Source organism: Streptomyces sp. NPDC037126 (assembly GCF_055605965.1).
Genome location: NZ_JBVJTD010000025.1, coordinates 1 through 18893, shown reverse-complemented (window position 1 = coordinate 18893; position 18893 = coordinate 1). Strand labels below are relative to the sequence as shown.

The 18893-nt window shown below is 69.2% G+C and carries 20 protein-coding genes and 1 tRNA gene; 3 read left to right on the top strand and 18 right to left on the bottom strand.

What is annotated here, in order from left to right; genetic code table 11:
• Positions 1-340: 340 nt before the first annotated feature.
• The 6 genes from thrB to ACZ7FF_RS36950 all read right to left on the bottom strand — a co-directional run bounded on the left by thrB (position 341) and on the right by ACZ7FF_RS36950 (position 7580).
• Complete coding sequence (gene thrB / locus ACZ7FF_RS36975; RefSeq protein WP_470818097.1) at positions 341-1258, bottom strand: homoserine kinase; 918 nt, start codon at positions 1256-1258, stop codon at positions 341-343.
• Between the two features lie 268 nt (positions 1259-1526).
• On the bottom strand, positions 1527-2585 hold the full coding sequence (gene thrC, locus ACZ7FF_RS36970) for a threonine synthase (RefSeq protein WP_470818095.1): 1059 nt from the start codon (positions 2583-2585) through the stop codon (positions 1527-1529).
• A 6-nt stretch (positions 2586-2591) separates the two neighbouring features.
• Positions 2592-3884: a homoserine dehydrogenase gene (locus tag ACZ7FF_RS36965; RefSeq protein WP_470818093.1), complete on the bottom strand. Its 1293-nt coding sequence runs from the start codon at positions 3882-3884 to the stop codon at positions 2592-2594.
• Positions 3885-4030: 146 nt separating this feature from the next.
• A complete protein-coding gene (gene lysA / locus ACZ7FF_RS36960; RefSeq protein ID WP_470818091.1) occupies positions 4031-5422 on the bottom strand; it encodes a diaminopimelate decarboxylase in 1392 nt (463 codons plus the stop codon).
• A gap of 54 nt (positions 5423-5476) precedes the next feature.
• Positions 5477-6805 carry an ArgS-related anticodon-binding protein NrtL gene (nrtL, locus tag ACZ7FF_RS36955; protein ID WP_470818089.1) on the bottom strand — a complete coding sequence of 443 codons (1329 nt, stop codon included), beginning with the start codon at positions 6803-6805 and terminating at the stop codon, positions 5477-5479.
• Positions 6806-7055: 250 nt separating this feature from the next.
• Entirely contained in the window at positions 7056-7580 is a 525-nt protein-coding gene (locus tag ACZ7FF_RS36950) for a response regulator (protein ID WP_470818087.1), read from the bottom strand.
• A 107-nt stretch (positions 7581-7687) separates the two neighbouring features.
• Here ACZ7FF_RS36950 and ACZ7FF_RS36945 point away from each other — a divergent pair.
• Positions 7688-7759, top strand: a tRNA-Arg gene (locus ACZ7FF_RS36945).
• A gap of 1037 nt (positions 7760-8796) precedes the next feature.
• On the opposite strand, the gene ACZ7FF_RS36940 is transcribed toward ACZ7FF_RS36945, so the two are convergent.
• The 12 genes from ACZ7FF_RS36940 to ACZ7FF_RS36885 form a co-directional block, all read right to left on the bottom strand.
• Complete coding sequence (locus ACZ7FF_RS36940; RefSeq protein ID WP_470818085.1) at positions 8797-9651, bottom strand: nuclease-related domain-containing protein; 855 nt, start codon at positions 9649-9651, stop codon at positions 8797-8799.
• A 188-nt stretch (positions 9652-9839) separates the two neighbouring features.
• A complete protein-coding gene (locus ACZ7FF_RS36935; RefSeq protein WP_470818083.1) occupies positions 9840-11213 on the bottom strand; it encodes a tyrosine-type recombinase/integrase in 1374 nt (457 codons plus the stop codon).
• On the bottom strand, positions 11210-11404 hold the full coding sequence (locus tag ACZ7FF_RS36930) for a helix-turn-helix transcriptional regulator (protein ID WP_125214118.1): 195 nt from the start codon (positions 11402-11404) through the stop codon (positions 11210-11212). The genes ACZ7FF_RS36935 and ACZ7FF_RS36930 overlap by 4 nt, the downstream gene beginning before the upstream one ends.
• Entirely contained in the window at positions 11380-12699 is a 1320-nt protein-coding gene (locus tag ACZ7FF_RS36925; protein WP_470818081.1) for a replication initiator, read from the bottom strand. The genes ACZ7FF_RS36930 and ACZ7FF_RS36925 overlap by 25 nt, the downstream gene beginning before the upstream one ends.
• A 131-nt stretch (positions 12700-12830) precedes the next feature.
• Positions 12831-13088, bottom strand: a complete 258-nt coding sequence (locus tag ACZ7FF_RS36920; RefSeq protein ID WP_468891432.1) for a SpdD protein — start codon at positions 13086-13088, stop codon at positions 12831-12833.
• 14 nt (positions 13089-13102) lie between these two features.
• Positions 13103-13297 carry a hypothetical protein gene (locus ACZ7FF_RS36915; RefSeq protein WP_470818079.1) on the bottom strand — a complete coding sequence of 65 codons (195 nt, stop codon included), beginning with the start codon at positions 13295-13297 and terminating at the stop codon, positions 13103-13105.
• 18 nt (positions 13298-13315) lie between these two features.
• Positions 13316-13507, bottom strand: coding sequence for a mobile element transfer protein (locus ACZ7FF_RS36910; protein ID WP_470818077.1), 192 nt, complete (start codon positions 13505-13507; stop codon positions 13316-13318).
• A gap of 11 nt (positions 13508-13518) precedes the next feature.
• Positions 13519-14121, bottom strand: coding sequence for a DUF2637 domain-containing protein (locus ACZ7FF_RS36905; protein ID WP_470818075.1), 603 nt, complete (start codon positions 14119-14121; stop codon positions 13519-13521).
• A gap of 87 nt (positions 14122-14208) precedes the next feature.
• The gene (locus ACZ7FF_RS36900) at positions 14209-15585 is read right to left on the bottom strand and encodes an FtsK/SpoIIIE domain-containing protein (protein ID WP_470818073.1); all 1377 of its coding nucleotides are present in this window, start codon (positions 15583-15585) and stop codon (positions 14209-14211) included.
• Positions 15585-15941 (bottom strand): SCO3933 family regulatory protein, encoded by a 357-nt coding sequence (locus tag ACZ7FF_RS36895; RefSeq protein ID WP_470818072.1) that lies wholly within the window; start codon positions 15939-15941, stop codon positions 15585-15587. Before ACZ7FF_RS36895 ends, ACZ7FF_RS36900 begins: the two co-directional genes overlap by 1 nt.
• A 324-nt stretch (positions 15942-16265) precedes the next feature.
• The gene (locus ACZ7FF_RS36890) at positions 16266-17498 is read right to left on the bottom strand and encodes a helix-turn-helix domain-containing protein (RefSeq protein ID WP_470818070.1); all 1233 of its coding nucleotides are present in this window, start codon (positions 17496-17498) and stop codon (positions 16266-16268) included.
• Positions 17485-17799, bottom strand: a complete 315-nt coding sequence (locus tag ACZ7FF_RS36885; RefSeq protein ID WP_389105383.1) for a putative quinol monooxygenase — start codon at positions 17797-17799, stop codon at positions 17485-17487. Before ACZ7FF_RS36885 ends, ACZ7FF_RS36890 begins: the two co-directional genes overlap by 14 nt.
• A gap of 118 nt (positions 17800-17917) precedes the next feature.
• Here ACZ7FF_RS36885 and ACZ7FF_RS36880 point away from each other — a divergent pair, with 118 nt between their 5' ends.
• Positions 17918-18418 (top strand): ATP-binding protein, encoded by a 501-nt coding sequence (locus tag ACZ7FF_RS36880; protein WP_470818068.1) that lies wholly within the window; start codon positions 17918-17920, stop codon positions 18416-18418.
• Positions 18418-18822: a hypothetical protein gene (locus ACZ7FF_RS36875; RefSeq protein WP_470818222.1), complete on the top strand. Its 405-nt coding sequence runs from the start codon at positions 18418-18420 to the stop codon at positions 18820-18822. Before ACZ7FF_RS36880 ends, ACZ7FF_RS36875 begins: the two co-directional genes overlap by 1 nt.
• The last annotated feature ends 71 nt before the right edge of the window (positions 18823-18893 follow it).

The following is an 18893-nucleotide window of genomic DNA, read 5'->3' as shown; positions in this document are numbered from 1 at the left end:
TACGGTCCTGTCTTCGGTGAACCGTGCCGGGGCGGTGGTCCGCCAAAGCGGCGGAAGAGATTTGCTGGTGATGGCGCTTCCGCGAGTCGTGGCACCCAGTGTCACGTGGCGTGGTAGCACCGATTCCGGCGCGTGCCCGGCGGCCCGCTCAGTGCCCACATACGACGTACTGCCCAGGTACGGCGCAAGGAGCACGGAGTGGCGTGGGAGGCTCCCGGAAGAATGTCTGTCCCGGACGGGGACACGAGGCACCTCGCCATGGTGGGGTCGGGTGCAGACTTGAGATTAACACTACCGGATCCAACAAACATTCCCCCTCTCCAAATCCGGCAACCGTGTGTCAGGGCGCAAGCGGCAGCACGCTCGCTCCCTGCACGTCCAGGTCCAGCCGGTTGGCGGCCCAGTCGGTGCCGGCCAGGGCCTCCACCTTGTCGGCGGTCCCGGCGTCGGCGAGGGCCATGACGGTGGGCCCGGCGCCCGAGATGACGGCCGGGATCCCGTCGGCCCGCAGCCGCTCCACCAGCGCGGCGCTCTCCGGCATGGCCGGCGCGCGGTACTCCTGGTGGAGGCGGTCCTCGGTGGCGGGCAGCAGCAGCTCGGGGCGCCTGGTCAGGGCCTCGACGAGCAGGGCCGCACGGCCCGCGTTGGTGGCCGCGTCGACGTGCGGCACGGTGCGCGGCAGCAGACCGCGCGCGGTCTCCGTCAGTACCGGCTTCCCGGGGACGAAAACCACCGGAACGATGGAATCGTTCGGCTCCATCCTGATCGCCCGGGCGGCCCCCGCCTCCATCCAGGAGAGGGTGAATCCGCCGAGCAGACAGGCGGCCACGTTGTCCGGGTGGCCCTCGATCTCGGTGGCCAGCTCCAGCAGCGCGGCGTCGTCCAGACGGGTCTCGCCGCCTATGGTCACGGCGCGGGCGGCGACGATGCCGGCGCAGATCGCGGCGGACGAGGAGCCGAGGCCGCGGCCGTGCGGGATGCGGTTGGCGCAGACGATCTCAAGACCGCGCGGCTGCCCGCCGAGCAGGTCGAAGGCGGTGCGCAGGGAGCGGACGAGGAGGTGACCCTCGTCGCGCGGGAGGGTCTCGCTGCCCTCACCCGCGATGTCGATGTGCAGCCCGGAGTCGGCCACCCGGACGACGACGTCGTCGTACAGCCCCAGCGCGAGGCCTAGGGCGTCGAAGCCCGGGCCGAGATTGGCGCTGGTGGCGGGAACGCGCACCCGGACGGCGGCGGCGCGGAACGCTGGACCGGCCATCGCTCGAAGACTCTCCTTGAGCTGCGTGACGTGTCGGGTGACGCTCGATGGATTCGATGGTCACCCGGTGGACTTCCGATGACGTACGAAGACCCGTCGGGCCGCGGAGACGACGCGGCCCCGTGCCACACGCAGGGCATATGCGGTGGGCGGGTTCAGTACAGCCTATCGAAGGAAGGTTCTGTGGCGACATAGGGCGCACAGGAGGCGCACGATGCGTGTCGTAAGCCCCCTGTGCACCCGCTCCGGGGACACCCCCGGAGCCGGATCAGCCCAGGCCGAGGCGCTCGGCCGCGGTGGCCGCGTCGACCGGGACGGTGACCGGCTGCGGTGCGCCGGCGACGGCCCAGTCGGGGTCCTTCAGGCCGTTGCCGGTGACGGTGCACACGATGCGCTGGCCCGGATCGACCTTGCCCTGCTCGGCCGCCTTGAGCAGGCCGGCGACGGAGGCGGCGGAGGCGGGCTCCACGAAGACGCCCTCCTGGGCGGCCAACAGCCGGTAGGCACGCAGGATTTCACGGTCCGTCACCTCGTCGATGGCGCCGCCGGACTCGTCCCGGGCCTGCAGCGCGTACTGCCAGGAGGCCGGGTTGCCGATGCGGATGGCGGTGGCGATGGTCGACGGGTCCTTGACCACCTCGCCGCGCACGATCGGGGCGCTGCCGGAGGCCTGGAAGCCCCACATCCGCGGGGTCCGGCCGGCGATGCCGTCGGCGGCGTACTCCTTGTAGCCCTTCCAGTAGGCGGTGATGTTGCCCGCGTTGCCGACCGGGAGGACATGGATGTCCGGCGCGTCGCCGAGCATGTCCACGATCTCGAAGGCGGCCGTCTTCTGGCCCTCGATGCGCACCGGGTTCACCGAATTCACCAGCGCCACCGGGTAGTTCTCGCTCAGGGAGCGCGCGAGGGTGAGGCAGTCGTCGAAGTTGCCGTCGACCTGGAGGATCTTCGCGCCGTGCACGAGGGCCTGGCCCATCTTGCCGAGCGCGATCTTGCCCTGGGGCACGAGCACGGCGGAGACCATGCCGGCCCGTACGGCGTACGCGGCGGCCGAGGCGGAGGTGTTGCCGGTGGAGGCGCAGATGACGGCCTTGGCCCCCTCCTCCTTCGCCTTGGAGATGGCCATCGTCATGCCGCGGTCCTTGAAGGACCCGGTCGGGTTCGCGCCCTCGACCTTGAGGTGGACCTCGCAGCCGGTGCGCTCGGAGAGCACCTGCGCGGGCACGAGCGGCGTGCCGCCCTCGCGGAGCGTCACGACCGGCGTGGTGTCCGATACCGGCAGCCGGTCCCGGTACTCCTCGATGATTCCGCGCCACTGGTGGGTCATTGCTGGTTACTCTCCTTCAACCCGCATGATGCTGGCGACACCCCGCACGGTGTCGAGCTTGCGCAGTGCCTCGACGGTCCCGGTCAGGGAGGCGTCGGAGGCACGGTGGGTGACGACGACGAGGGAGGCCTCGCCGTCCTTGCCCTGCTGCCGGACCGTGTCGATGGAAACACCGTGCTCGGCGAAGACGGTGGCGACCTGGGCGAGCACGCCCGGTTTGTCCGCCACGTCCAGGCTGATGTGGTAGCGCGTGACGACGTCGCCCATCGGGGAGACGGGCAGCGCGGCGTAGGCCGACTCACCGGGCCCCGTCGAGCCGTTGAGCCGGTTGCGGCAGACGGCGACGAGGTCGCCGAGGACGGCGGAGGCGGTCGGGGAACCGCCGGCGCCGGGGCCGTAGAACATCAGCTGCCCGGCGGCGTCGGACTCGACGAACACGGCGTTGTAGGCGCCGCGCACCGAGGCGAGCGGGTGGCTGAGCGGGATCATGGCGGGATGCACGCGCGCGGTGACCGACGCACCGTCCTTGGAGCGCTCGCAGATGGCGAGCAGCTTGATGGTGCAGCCCATCTCCTTGGCCGAGTGGAAGTCGGCGGCGGTGACCTCGGTCATGCCCTCGCGGTAGACGTCGTCGAGGCGCACGCGCGTGTGGAAGGCGATCCCGGCGAGGATGGCGGCCTTGGCGGCGGCGTCGAAGGCCTCGACGTCGGCGGTCGGGTCGGCCTCCGCGTACCCGAGCGCGGTGGCCTCGTCGAGGGCCTCCTGGTAGCCCGCCCCCGTGGAGTCCATCTTGTCGAGGATGAAGTTGGTGGTCCCGTTGACGATGCCGAGCACCCGGTTGACCTTGTCCCCGGCGAGGGACTCGCGCAGCGGCCGGATCAGCGGGATGGCGCCGGCGACGGCGGCCTCGTAGTACAGGTCCCTGCCGTGCTCCTCGGCGGCGGCGTGCAGCGCGGCACCGTCCTGGGCGAGCAGGGCCTTGTTGGCGGAGACGACCGACGCGCCGTGCTCGAACGCGGTGGTGATGAGCGAGCGGGCCGGCTCGATGCCGCCGATGACCTCGACCACCACGTCGATGTCACCGCGTTTGACGAGGGCGGTGGCGTCGGTGGTGACGAGGGACGGGTCGACGCCCTCGCGGACCTTGCCGGGCCGCCGCACGGCGACCCCGGCCAGCTCCACCGGAGCGCCGATCCTGGCGGTGAGGTCGTCGGCGTGCGTCGTCATGATGCGCGCCACCTCTGAGCCGACCACTCCACAGCCCAGCAGCGCCACCTTCAGCGGACGCGTACGCATCATCCGACCTCGTTTCCTCTTACCGTCTACGGTTGGACCAGTCTCACTCACCGGACGGGAGTTTCTACCCTTCGTCCGGATCGTGAGACATCTATTTCATTTGTGCAGGGGTGGAAGACCGCAGATCTTCCACCCCCGGTGCTTTTCGGTCATCCGACGTCGAGACGCAGGAGATCGTCCTCCGTCTCACGCCGCACGATCACCCGGGCCTCGCCGTCCTTCACGGCGACCACGGGCGGCCGCAGCACATGGTTGTAGTTGCTGGCCATCGACCGGCAGTACGCGCCGGTCGCGGGTACGGCGATCAGGTCACCCGGCGCCAGGTCGCCGGGCAGGAAGGCGTTCTTGACCACGATGTCCCCGCTCTCGCAGTGCTTGCCGACGACACGCGCCAGCATCGGCTCCGCCTCGCTCGTCCGCGACACGAGGGCGACGGTGTAGTCGGCGTCGTACAGCGCGGTCCGGATGTTGTCGGACATGCCGCCGTCGACGGAGACGTACGTGCGCAGCCCCTCCAGCGGCTTGACGGTGCCCACCTCGTACAGCGTGAACGCGGTCGGGCCGACGATGGCACGGCCGGGCTCGACGGAGATCCGGGGCGTGCGCAGCCGGGCGGCCTCGCACTCGCGGCCGACGATCTCGCCGAGCGCCTTGGCGATCTCGTGCGGCTCCCGCGGGTCGTCGTCGCTGGTGTACGCGATCCCGAGCCCGCCCCCGAGGTCGATCTCGGGCAGCTCGACCCCGTGCTCGTCCCTGATGTCCCTGAGCAGCCCCACGACCCGGTGCGCGGCGACCTCGAACCCCGACATGTCGAAGATCTGCGAGCCGATGTGGGAGTGGATCCCGATCAGCTCCAGCCCGTCGAGCCGGAGCGCCCGCCGCACGGCCTCGGCGGCCTGCCCGCCGGCCAGCGGGATACCGAACTTCTGGTCCTCGTGGGCGGTGGCGATGAACTCGTGCGTGTGCGCCTCGACGCCGACGGTGATCCGGATCTGCACCTTCTGCCGCCTGCCCAGCGACTGCGCGATGTGGGCGACCCGCACGATCTCCTGGAAGGAGTCGAGCACGATCCGCCCCACCCCGGCCTCGACGGCCCGGTGGATCTCCTCGACGGACTTGTTGTTGCCGTGGAAGGCGATGCGCTCACCGGGCATTCCGGCGGACAGCGCGGTGGCCAGCTCGCCCCCGGAACACACGTCCAGGTTCAGGCCCTCCTCCTTCAGCCAGCGCACGACGGCACGGGAGAGGAACGCCTTTCCGGCGTAGAACACGTCGGCGTCGGCGCCGAAGGCGGTGCGCCAGGAACGCGCCCGGGCCCGGAAGTCGGCCTCGTCCAGGATGTAGGCGGGCGTGCCGAACTCCTCGGCGAGCCGGGTCACGGAGACCCCGCCGACGGTGACGGCCCCGTCCTCCCCACGGCCGACGGTCTGGGCCCAGACCTTCGCGTCGAGGGCGTTGAGGTCGGCGGGCGGCGCGGAGTAGTGCCCCTCGGGAAGGACGTCGGCGTGACGGGGCCCGGCGGGGTGGGCGGAACGGCTCATGACGGTGGCTCTCAGACTCTCTGTCTCTCTCCGGGGCGTCTCTCTCGCAAGGCCTCAGAGGTGTTCGGGTGCGTCGATGCCGAGCAGGGACAGGCCGCCGGCCAGCACCGTCCCGGCGGCTTCGGCGAGCGCGAGCCGGGCGCGGTGGGCGGCCGAGGGTTTCTCCTCGCCGCACGGAAGCACGAACGGCAGAAGGGGCAGCACGGCATCCGCAACGGTGACGAGATGCCGAGCCACCCGGTCCGGGGCCCGATGGGTGGCGGCCACGGCGAGGATCCGGGGGTGCGCGGTCAGGGGGGTGAGGAGGGGGGGTTGGGGGGCGGGGTGGGGGGCCCGGGGGGCTACGCCTTGTACGGCGGGGGCCGGGGTGGGGGTGCTCGCGTGGGCGGCGGCCGGGGCGGGGGTGTTCGCGGCGGCGGAGTTGTCGGGTACGACGGTGTCGGGCGCGGGGGTGCCGGCGGGGGCGGTGTCCGGGGCGAGGGTACTCGGGGCGGCGGAGTCGTCGGGTACGACGGTGCCGGGGCCGAAAGGGTCCGGTGCGCCGGGGCCCGGGACGGCGCCGGAACCGCTGCCGTTACGGAAGCCGCTGACGGGACTGCTGCCGCCGATGGGGCTGGTACCGCTGATGGGACTGCTACCGCCGATGGAACCGCTGCCGCTGCCCGGGTAGTCGCCGATGGGGCCCGGTTCGGCGGCGAAGCCGAGGCGGGCGGCGTTGCGGCTGAGGGACCGGATGCGGGCGTGGGCGTACCGCACCCGGAAGAGCGGGTTGCTCTCGCGCTGGACGAGGTGATCGGCGGTGATGCGGGGCCGGTCGTGCGGGGCGGGGTGGAGCAGGGCCCACTGGGCGGCGTCGGGTCCGAGCGGAGCGGGGTCCTCGGCGGCGGGCACGGGCCGCAGATTGACGGGTTCACCGTGCTCGACGGTGGCTCGTCCCCCCTGGGTGGCGACGATCCGCACGACGGCGTCGGCGACGACCTCGGCCCGGACCTCGTACGGCACCCGCAGCGCGACGACCTGCCCGGCGAGGGAGTCGCCGTGGCCGTACCGCTCGCCCTGCTCGAGGATCTCCCGCACGAGACCGGCGACAGGGTCGGCCTGCTCGTCGAGGCGGATGTTGAGAAACCCCGGCCCGGTGACGACGACGTCCAGGATCCCGTCCGCGCCGGCGAGCCGGGGCCGCAGGATCTCGGCGACCCTCAGCGGCGGCTGCCCGGCGGGCCGGGCGAGCTGCAGGGCGATGTTGGTGGCGAAGTCCCCGCACCCCCCGGGGCCGGGCTCGGTCACGACGACGCGCTCGGGCACGGCCACGCTCAGCTCCCCGTCGTCGACGGCACGACGCACCGCGTGCAACACGGTGCGGGAGAGCTCGACGGGGGTCACGGGACAAGGGTAGGGGAGGAGGGGGGTGGGTATGCGAGGCGGTTTCTCACTGTGGGACGGCTTCTTACCGTGGGAAGACGTCTTTCTGCGGGAGGGCCCAGGAACCCGGAGATACCGAAGTCCGTCCGAAGGCCGGAATTCCCCCTGGCAAGACACACAAGCGGGCCCAGGTATCGCCGCCCCGAACCACACACAACACTGCGGCCTGTCACCCGTCAGCCGTCAGCCGTCAGACACCAACCGTCAACCGTCAGCCGAGGAAGATCCCCCCGGGTACACCATCGGCGACGCCGTCGTCGTCACCTTCCCCCTCACCGTCCCCTCCCCCGTCGCCGGCGCCGCCCTGCCCGCTCCGGCCCTCGATCAGGTGCCGGACGAGCCGCACGAGTTCGGCGGGCTCGAAGGGCTTGGCGAGGAAGGCGTCCACGCCCACGTCGAGGCCCGTCTCGACCTCGTACTGGGTACAGGCGCTGATGATGGCGAGCGGCAGATGGTGCGTACGGGGGTCGGCACGGAGCCGGGCGGCGGTGCGCAGCCCGTCCAGCCGCGGCATGACGACGTCGAGCGTCACGAGGTCGGGCCGCACCTGGTGCACCACGTCCAGGCACTCGGCACCATCGGCCGCGGTCACGACCTCGAGCCCTTCCAGCTCGAGATTGACCCTGATCAGCTGCCGGATGACCTTGTTGTCGTCCACAACAAGCACCCGACCCGACGCGCCCGACACAACTCGAGAGTAGGTCCGGACCGGCCACCGCGTCCGGGTTTTCCCCACTTCCACCCCCTACAGGGGTCCCACCGGCAAAACGCGTTCCTGATCACCCGCCCGGACCTGCTAGTGTTCTACCCGTCGCCGCGAGCGAGCAGCTCCGCAGCCGACACGCCCCCGTAGCTCAGGGGATAGAGCAACGGCCTCCGGAGCCGTGTGCGCAGGTTCGAATCCTGCCGGGGGCACCTTGGATTAGGTGCCCAAAGACCCCGTCACCAGCGGAAACGCTGAGGCCGGGGTCTTCGCGTATGTGCAGGCGTGTGCGGCCCGGAGCGGGCGTATGTCGGGGTCTGTGGACGAGGCGTGGACGGGATCTTCGGGCATCGCCGCAGGTGGAAGCGCAGAAACAGCCAGTGGCAGGAGCAGGCTGCCATGGGACCCGTACCTTGGGCGCTCCCTGCTCGCAGATCTTCGATACGTCAGTTAGCAACGTACTACCGACCGTCGAGGCACTTCGCGTATCGGGTCAGCAAGACCTCAACGCTGTTGCCGGCGCGCTCGGCAACCCCGACGCGGTTCGACGCCGTCCCTGACGCCTACAACACCTGGCACCGCACGGCGGTCGCCGACCCCGACGCCGCCGTGCCTGACCCGGCTGGATCGTCCCCCATGTGACCTACTTGGGGCGCGGGCCGTACGCCGAATAGTTCGGCGTGCCTTGAGCTCCGTCGTTGCACCCGTCCATCCACACGACCGAGTCAACGTCATCGGGCAGCATCGCGCCGCACTCAGTATCGGAGTCCTTTGGCCATGACGCACACGCGTTTATGTATGCCGCGACATCCTTCGGATCGATTCCCTTGCCACAGTCCGGGTCCGGGTCCGGGTCCGGGGCAGTATCGACGGTTTCGCCCTGTGCGTACCCATCCCAGTAGGTGTCTTGCGGCGACGAAGCGCTGCACGCACCAGCACCGAGCAGCGCCGCCAACGCCCCCGCAGATAAAAGGCCAGCTCGCTTCATGCGCCCCCCAAGGCTCATACAGACGGCAGATCGTACCGATCGGGGGAGACACTGCCATACGCCCCGGCATGGTCGAACCCTCGCCGAGCGCACCAGCGACGTTGTACAGAGCGGGATCTTGGAGCATCGCCGCAGGGGGCCCAGGAAAAGGCGAAGCCCGCACCGACGCCAGGCGCCCTCGCCCCGCATAGAAACGTCAGGCCGCAGAGACTACCGACGGCCGACCCGGAGAAATGCCGGCAGCACACTGCGGCCACCAACTCAAGCTTGAGCCCACACCTGACGGTGGCGAGCAACGCTGTACACCTGCTCCACCTGGTCGGCCGTGAGAACGCCTGAGAGCGGAGCGAGTGCCGACACCTGGCGCTCCTGGTAGACCCGGACATCGAGCTGCGTAGCAACCACCTTCAGCTCGGTGACACCGACGAAGACGAGCACCGGCTCAACCGGTACCGGAAAGTCGCAATAGCGCTCAAGCACTCGGACGACCCGCTTGGCCTCCGCCCGGCTCTTGCGTGCGTAGGGCGCCGGTTTCCCATGATCGACTTTCACGGAATCATCTCCGACCCATACGGCCCTGTTGTGGTGGTGCTTCGTATTGATGTTGAACACCCCACCAGGCCCTATCAGCAGGTGGTCGATGTCCACTTTGTTAGCCAACGGAATGGAGTGCAGTACGCGCCACCCGTGGCGCCCTAAACGGTTCAGCTCGGCTCCTACTCGCCGCTCCCGCGCCAAGCCCTTTCGCCAGGAGTCCCACTCCGTGGGCCGGTGAAGAATCCGCGAGACGACACGCTCCAGAAGCCCCGCGCTAGATTCATCTAGCTTCTCCCGTAAGGACGCCCCTGGAGCGTTGGCGGCTAGGTCGTCGGCCGATGTCAGAGGCGGCAGTATCGGGCGCGCTTCGGCTTTGGACGTCATGTCTGGCGGGACTGTCTCGGTGAGGTTCTGCACGTGCTGTGTCAGCACGGCGATCACGTCGTCGCGATACTCTGCCCGCAAGACCGTGATGTCTCTCGTCCTGACGTCCGCCCAACCGACCGCGGTGCCGTCCGGCAAGTTGGCGTACAGACGATCACGCCCGTACCGCTTCCAGCGCGTGACGTGCAGCTCCACAAGGCCCCCTGTGCTCCCGCATTTACGTTGCCGACATGCCAGCAGCAAGCGAGACGAGGCCACAAGACCACACGGCAAGTAACGCGACCCAGCTCGCCCTTCTCGGACGAAGCATCAGCGCAGGTAGGACACGAAGCGAAGAGGCCCCAGGCGGCATGCCTGAGGCCTCAGCGTGGGTGCAGGTTGTCTCACTCGTACTCGCGGAGCAGGTCCTCGATACGCCGGTTAGCGACGTCCTGCCGTCCGTCAAGGCACTTCGCGTAGCGGGTCAGCAGTACCTCAACGCTGTTGCCGGCGCGCTCGGCAACCTCGGTTGGATCGACTCCGGCGTTGAGCCACGTCGACAGCGCCGAGTGCCGAAGGTCGTACGGCCTACTCGCGAGCGGCGAGACCGCGACCGCCGGCGGAAGCGCCAGGAGACGAGCCTCCTGCCACACTCGGTAGTAGGTCGAGGACGGGACGACCGAACCCTTCTCACTGAAGAAGAGCCGCCCGTCATCCGCCGTGCCGAACGTGGCCAGGTGTTCGCGCAGCACGGCGACGAGCTGGGGCGGAATAGGCACGCGCCGAACGTCCTCAGTCGGCCGATTCTTGAGCCCGCGGTCGTCATGGGTCTCCCCCGAGTCGGTCCACTGCTTGCCGACCGAAGGGCGAGTCCGGTGGAGCAGCACCGAGCCCCAGCCCTGCTCCGGGAGGACAAGGTCAGTCTCGACCAGGCCGACCGCCTCAGCGGGCCGGAGGCCACCGAAGTACATCGCCGCGAACAGTCCGACGAGGCGCCGGCCGCGAGCACGCCGGTAGCCGCCCACGTAGGACACCGCTGCCAGGAGGTTGCGTGCCTGCTCCGGATTGGCGACAACGCGCGGATCAACCTGGTTAGAGACCTTCGGCTTCTGCCAGCGAACCGCCGTGATCGGATTCTCTCGCAGCTCCCCCAGGTCGACCGCGTAGTTCGCAGCGTTGACGAGGGTCCGCCGCTTCCGCCGCACGGTCTCGGCGGCTGCCGCGGTGCCGTCGAGCTTCAGCTTCAGCCCGTCGAGCACCGCACGGGCGGTTGCCGGCTCAGCGAGATCCGCAAGCGGCCGGGATGCCTTGGCCACCCAGTGCAGAACGTTTCGAACGTGATCCGGAACCTCCCGGTCGTTGGGCCCCGGAATCACGAAGGCCCAGTTGCGTAAGGCCTTACGGATCTCCTCGTCGGATGGCCGCCCTGCCCGCTCCACGAGAAGTTCCATGGTCACGCTGGTAAGAGATTCGTTGATGCCGTCGCGCGTATTGGGCGCAGCATGGGGCCATTTCATCGCGAGGTACCTGAGGGCGAAGTCGTACCAGGACAACGGCGACTTCTTCTGTTCCATTGAGGCTGGAAGACCAGTCTCCGTGTCGAATTCTTCGCCGCCCCGCATGGCACTCATGAGCTTCGCTCGGTAGTGATCAGCAAGCGCCTTGGTACGGAACGAGTCGGAGAAGACGTTGCCCGCGACGGACCAGCGGACGCCATACGAGGGCGTTTTTGTGTCCCGCTTACGTACGCCCCAGACCTTGACGTCGAGAGACTTCACGCCGCCTCCTCAAGCTGCCGGAGCCACGAGGCGAAGTCACTTCGCCAGACCCGAAGCTCGCCGTTAGGGAGCTTGAACGCGGCCGGCCCCTGCCCCAGCTCGCGCCAGCGGTAAAACGTCCGCCGAGAAACGCCGCCCAGCTCGGCCAGGACTTGGCGAACAGTCATCAGTTCGTCGCGGCGGGCATCCATGTCGGTTCTCCTTCCGTTCCGGGGGCGGGCTCGAGAGATTCGGCAAGCCAGGCTTCGGCGCTCGACAGGCCGGTGCCGGCGAAGAACCAGTGCGCGAGGACGAGCGTGGTCTCACCGTCCTGCGGGACGGGCGGTGCAGCTTGGGCCCGGCGCCAGTCGGCGCGGGCGTCGCGGAGGGCGCCGAGGGTGGTGGAGTAGCGGCGGGACTTCGTGGAGAAGTGACCGCGGAAGCCGAGCATGTGAGCCCAGGCCCGCAGGCGGAGCTCTGCCAGCTCGGCACGAGCGCCCAACGTCCAAGCCGTTCGGATCAACCGCCGGGCGTGTTCGCTGATCTGGACCTGCGCCAGCTCAGTCAGGAATTTGATAGGCCGGTCCAGAGTGCCGGTCGCGGTCTCTGCTCCCTTGGTGGCGTACTTGGCGATGTACGCCGCTACGGCCCGCTCGGTCAGCTCCTGGCCGTCGTCGAAGTCAGCGGATCGGATCGTGCGGACGTCGAGCTGACGACCGAAGACGAAGGTATGAGGCCGCCCGTCGACCACCGGCCCGCCAGCACGCGCCGTAGTGGCAGCTGCCCGAATTGCATCGGTCAGCAACTCGGCGGTGGCCCAGGAGGGAGGAGCGGAGTCGCCACCCTCGGGTCCGTCGAGGCGAATCACTGCGTGGAAGTGGACGGCACCCCGCTTCTGGTACTCGGCCACCTTCGCGAAGGAGATCCGGGCGTGGTGCCGGAATGCTCGCTGAGTGAGGCCGGCCCGCTTGGCGACCTCCCGGCGGAGGTAGATCGAGAAGCGCCGCCACAGTGCCCCTGCGTGCGCGTTCCACAGCACGGCCGCTTCGTAGTCGTAGGAGTCGGGGTCGAGTGGCGTCCCTAGGACGGCGTCACCTTCCTCGTGCCGGACGCCGCAACGGCAGTTCCGGCCGCCGGAGGGTCGGTTGTGGACCGGGCCAAAGCTCGGGGCGGTGAAGGTGGCAAAGACGCGCGGGTGTGTGCCGACCCTCTCCGGGGTGCCTTTGCCACCGCGGAGTCCGGCGGTGATCAGGTGGTAGGTGTCGCGACGGTATGTCTCGGCGCAGGCCGCGCACCGGGTGGCGCGGCGGTTGTTGCAGCGGACGAGGAGCTGACCGGCGGGCAGGGCCGACGAGTCCAGGTGGTGCAGGACGCGGCCGATCTCGCCGGTCGTCTGGTCCACCGCGTATTCGGTTCGGTGGCCGTCGAGGCGGACAGGGTGGGTGCAGCCGCCCAGTCCGGACAGTTGGTGGGCCAGCTCGGGCATGGTGCCGAGGGAGGCCAGCATGGAGAGTTCCGCCAGCGGGGGCGGAGTCTGCCGGGTGATGATGGCAGTTCCTTTCGGCTGTTCTGACGGTTGGAAGGGACGGCCCCGGGGCGGCGGGATGCTTGGCGGCTTGTTGCCGCCCCGGTGGCCGGTCAGCGCTTGTTCGCGCTGCTGAGGAGGGAGCGCAGGACCACGGCGACGACGGCCACGGACACGGCCGAGACGGCGACCGCCGCCAGGAGCGCGGTGAGCACGATTCCGACGACGACCACGGCGGCGACGGCGCCGACACTGACGCCCACATAGGGAGCGACCGGGCGGCCGGCGGAGAAGGCTGGAACCTGCGTCTGCTGAGGCGTGACGGTTGCCGTCGGCAGAGTCGGGACGTCGGGCAGTCTGGGGCGGAGCACGGCGGACCTCCTTGTCACTTGTGGGTGCCATTGACGACGCCGACCCCGGAGCGGGTGCCGGATTCGATGGCGGGAGCGAGGAAGGTGTGCGAGAGCAAGAAGCCGAACAGCGCGATCACGACGGCGCCCCAAAGCCGGACGCCGAGAAACTTGATCGCGGCCCAAGCGATGACGCCCAGGACGAAGACGAGCGGCAGAGAGACGGTCACGGGAGCTCCCTGGGCGGATCAGCGGACCTGGCAGCGATGGGTACGGGCAGCCAGTTCGGCGGCTGCACGGCTGTCGTAGTCGGCGGAGAAGCCGCAGCGCGGGGCTGTACAGACAGCGGCGTGCTTCTCGCGGCCCCGGCCGTCGTAGTACGTGCCGACCTGGACGGGACCGATGCGGATGACTCGACGGAATCGGCGGTTGGCAGGCATGTGTGCTCCTCTCAGAGCCGTGCGGCGATGGCTTCGGCCAGTGGTGCCGGGATGCCGAGCCGAGCGCGAAGGGTTGATGTGTCGATGGCCGATCCGGTCCGGGCGTGGTGTTCGTCGGCGACCTTGCGGGCGTGAGCGACGAGCGCGGCCGGGACCGGTACCGGGCGAGGGGCGACGGCCGGTTGTTGTTCGAGCTCCGGGGCCGTCGCGGTCGGCTCCGGAGCAGCCGGTGTGGTCTCTTCAGCCGTTTCGTGTGTGGTGTGGGCGAGCAGCGTCCCGCCGAGGAAGGCGACCGCGGGCCATCCGGCGACGAGGATGCGCAGCCAGGCCGGCACCTGGTGCAGGTTGAGCAGACCAGCGGTGGCCACGTTGGCGCCGAGCGAGGCGGCGAGGGCGATCATGAACCAGCACCACCCGGATGCTTTCGCGTCGCCCGACCGCAGTCGGCGCCAGGCGGCGACGAGCAGGAGGTCGACGGAGACGGGGTAGGCCCATGCCTTCCACCCGGCTTGCCCAGCGGCCGAGGCGACGTCGTGCAGGTGGGCGAAGGACAGCGCCGCCGCGATGAGCGCTTGGACGAGCACCGCGTCGACACGGGCCAGGTGAGCACGCATGACACGGCTCCTTCCGGAATCGGGCATGACGGGGTAGGGGCGTGGCGCGAGAAGTCACGCCGCCCGAGGACTGAGCAGATGAAAGAGTCAGTCGGTAACCGGGACCGGTCGGACGACCGTTGCCGGGGTCACGGCCGGACTGGCCGGGAGTTCGGGCCGGAACGGTTCCAATGCGGCCAGCTCGGGTGTGAGGTGCGCCGACTCTTGGCAGATGCGGGCCGCGTCGCCGAGGGAGAGGTACGGCGGACGGATGCGGGACCAGCCGCCCGAGGTGTCGCCGGCCACGGCCAGGCCGGGGCGCTCGGGAGCGATGGCACAGGCAGCCGTGACGGCTTCGGGCGCGATGTCGCCGAGCGCCATCTTGGCGGAGGCCTCGTCGTTGACGCGATGACAGACGCGGCCGGTCAGTTGGGCGCGGAGCATGGTTGCGCCCTTGCCCAGCTCGGCGCCGAAGCGCTGCCCGCAGACTTCCAGGTAGATCCCCGCGGCCCGGCCGAGCTGGGCGAGGCGGATGAGCTGGGTGACCATCTCGTCGCGCCGTTCCTCGTCCTTCTTCGTGGCGACGAGGAAGAGTTCCGCCACCTCGTCCACGAAGAGCACGACCGGCACCGGACGTTCGCTTTCGGGCAGACCCCAGATGTCCGAGGTGATGTCCTCAGCGGGAGTGCCGGGAGCGATGCCTTGCCTGGTCTTGATCAGGTCGTACCGGTCCTCCATTTCCTTGATGAGCACGGGCAGGAGTTCGGCCGCCTGCTCCGGGTCGGTCGCAAGCGCCGACAGACGAGCGGCAAACGGCGCCAGCTCCACCCCGCGCTTGCAGTCGATGCCGACCAGGGCGACCGGTTGCCGCGCCAGTCCGGTCACCAGGTGCCGCAAGTACATCGACTTGCCCGAGAGCGTTGCGCCGAGCGTTAGCTGATGTGGGACGGCGCGATAGTCCCGTACGAAGGCCGTCGCGTCCTCCCTCAGCGCCACCGGCACCTTGAGATGCCCGCCGTCTGCTTTCCTCGGCATCCGGACGTCGCGCAGCACGTCGAAGCCGACGAGCCGCAGCTCCACCACTCCGGGCTTCACGTCCTTCACGTACACGGCGTGGACGCCCCAGGCATGCCGCAGCCGCTCAGCTGAGGCGGCGACGTCCGCCGGTTCCTGCCCAGGAGCAAGGCGCAGCCGAAGCCGCAGGCCAGTCGAGGTGGGCCGGATGATGCCCCGACGCGGGGGAACCGGCCGGACCTCACGTCGAGTCGTCGCCTTGACGGCGAAAGCGCGCAGCCGGGAAGGCTGCACCGTCAGGCCGCACGCCTCCATGACGGAGCCGTACGAGCCCAGGAGCCGGACCGTCGATAACGGCAGTCCGACCGTGGACCAGTAGACGCCCGGGTGACGAGCCCGGGTGTAGGCGGCCCCACCGCCGAACGCGGCGAGGGGACCACCCACATCCAGCAGTGTCATCCAGTCCGACATCAGGCCGATGCCCCGACGGCGGCCGGGAAGGCGGCCGGCGCGACCGCAGCGGCACGGAAGGCGATGCCGTGTCGCTGCTGGCCGTTGAACACACTCTCCCAAGGCCGTGCCACCAGGCCTACCAGCGAGACCGGAGCGCCCAGCGTCAGACCTTCGGTGATGCCGCTTTCCGGAACCGTGACCTTGATCAACGAGGACTCGCCGTCCTCGATGTAGACGACGCCGATCGTCATCAGCGCTTCGCCGCTGTTGGCGTCCTTCGCGATCTCCCCGGTCTGCCGGTCCCGGACCTTCGGTTCCGGTGCCTCGGTCAGCAGGACGGTGGCCGACGAGGTCTCCACACGGATTACACGCACAGAACTGATCTCCCTTGCGCCGCACCGCACGCATGCACGGCGGTGCAATTAGTGACGAATGACTACGCAACGGGAGGTTGACCGCATACCGACTGGGCGCGATACGCTCCAAGAGCGTTGATGCCAACGACGCACCCGGCCTGAGTGGGCTGCCTCCCGCTCAGGCCACATCTGCTTTCTGTGGCCCTTTCCGCTCACGTGCCGGCGCAGGTCTGCCTTCCTGCTCCGGCGCGTTCGCATGCCCGCATCACCAACTCCGCTGGACGCGAAGGGGCGTGCCGACAACAACCACAGTAACCCGTACTCCAAGTACTGTCTAGTACTTCAGGTACCAGTCCGTACTTCGTGTACGCCTAGCTCTCCCGCCAGGGCGCGCAGTTCCTCAGAGGGCGGCTGGCTCATGGTCAGCAGGTCGGCGATAAGTTGCTTCACCATCGGCAACGCTCGCACCAGCTCCGGTGACAGCTCACGGGCCGCCAGCAGCGCTGAAACGGCGTCAGCGACTTGGCGTCGCTGGGCATACGCCCTGGCAAGGTCGATCCGGAAGCGTGTCTGCCGTTCCGCCGACAGCCCAGAGGCGTCAACGGTCTGCGCAGCCCGCAGGGCGACTCCGGCGTCCCCCAGGTCCACCGCGACGGCCACCTCATGCAAGGCGACATTGGTGGGCCCGAACTCGGTGTTGTAGTCGTTGCGCCCGTCACCGACCTGGTCACCCAACTCACGGGCCTCACGGAGGTAGCCGTAAGCGTCATCGGCAAGGTTCAATCGAGCCGCGGCCACCGCGCGTTGCAAGGTAAGCGCACCACGCAGGGCGACTGCCTCAACCCGCCCGGACTCGGCCAGGGGCCGCAACGCATCAGCCGCACTCCCGGACACCTGGGCCGCCTGATCAAAGTGACGTGCGCCGAGGAAGACCAGCGACAGACGGAACTCGCCGGCCGCCATCAGCAGCGGATCATTCGCCCGCTCGGCAGCTACCACGGCCCGATCTACGGCGATCCAGGCAGCTTCCGGCTCGCCCATGTTCGCCAGAGCGCCACTGCACGTGTGGTACATGACCGCCAGGAGTCGGAACAGCTCGGGCCGTTCCGACTCGGAGACCGACCGGGTAGCCGACTCCAGCCGGGGCACCAGCCCTTCGAGCAGTTCGGCCAGGTCGGCGTAGTTCCCCTGGTGGGTGAGCGACCAGGCGCGGTCGACTTCGGCGCGCAGTGCCGGCACGTCAGGGGAAACGTCCTGCCGACCGAGGACCGCTTTGAGTGAGTGAGCCGCGCTCAGCACCAGCCGCAGGCGGCTCGCACCAGGCGGCTCTCCTTCGGCCACCGACGCGACGAGCGGTGCCTCTGCCGCCAGCTCAGCGATCGGAACTTCCAGGACGTCGGCGACCTTCTCGAGCACGGTCATTCGGTCGATGCGCCGTACGCCCCGCTCGACCTGGGAGACCCAGGCTTCCGAGCGCCCCAGCAGGCCGGCGAACTCCTTCTGCGACAGCCCCCGGCGTTTACGGTTGAAGGCGATCTTGCGACCAAGAGCCTTCTGGTACTCAGTGCTCAACATCCACGCCCTTGCCGGACACGTAATCCAAGCGGTCCACCTCGACGGCGGACAGGTACTGATCCCGCTGGGAGAGGAAGGCGCGCACGTAGTCCTTCGACTCGTGCTCCCCGAAGGCCTCCTTGTCCCGGTAGAGCTCGTAGAACACGCGCTCCAGCGGACGCCCGTCAACCCGGTGCACGGCGTAGACCACCGTTCCGGGTTCGTTCGCCCGGATCAGCTCCCCTGTCCGCGCCACCAGGTCATCGAACGCAGCCGCCGCCACGTCGTCCTTGCACGTGAAGCGCACAAACAGTCCGAACATGCGGAGTCCCTCCTCTTCGGCATCAGGTCAGCACCAGACCGTGCGGCGAACGCTATGCGCCCACCTGCCCGCACGAAAAGTACGAACCCACACTCCCAGTACGCGCACATTCGGTACGGTGCTAGTACTAATTGTACGGCTCTGCATCGTCCGTGTCAGCCGGTCCGTCTGGCAGACACAGAAGCAGCAGGTCACCGCCATGGAGGACGCCATGCGCACCCACCAACGCACGTTCCCGGGGGACCCCCGAGCGCTCCGCAGCGCGCGCAATTGGATCCACGCCGCCCTGAATGGCCACCCCCGCTCCGACGACGCCGCGCTGATCGTGACGGAACTCGGCACCAATGCCCTCACCTACACGGCCAGCGGAGGTCGCGCCGGCGCCTTCCACGTCACGCTCACCGTCTCCGAGCTCACCACCACGATCGCGGTGACCGACTCCGGTCAGGCCAGGACCACCCCTGAGATCCAGCATCCGCCTCTCAACGCCACCCACGGCCGCGGCCTCGGCATGGTGGCCGCCCTCGCAGACAGCGTCACGGTCCAGGGCGACGACTCCGGCCGCACGGTCACCGCGGAGCTCCGCGCAGACGGCCACCAGGGAGGAGACCCGTGCTGATGACAGGTCCTCGCCGCGGCTACTGGTGCGAGTGCTGGACAGAAGACCTCACCGAGCAGCGGCGGCCAGCGCTCTTGGCATCCTTCGACGCCTACACAGCACCCCAGGCAGACCGATGGGTCGCAGTCGCGCTCCGCACGATCTCCCCAGCTCTCGACGCGGACGCATCGGACGCGGCATGGGAGTGGCTGTACGACGGCCGCATCGAGACCAGACGAGCCCTCTTGCGCTCCGAGCCCAGCACGGTGTCAGTCACCCACGAGCAGACCCGCGTCACATGGACGATCCGACCAGTGACCTTCCTGCCGCTCGCACATCGCCAGAGCGCTGAACTACCAGCCTGCGCGTACGACTTCAAACCCAGGCGCCCCAAGCATTCGTGTCTAGTCCCAGCTGATGGCTGACGTTCTGGTCCCAGGTGATGCTTGACGGTAGGCCTAGACAACATCGGAAACCTTGTAGGGCTTGTTCGCCT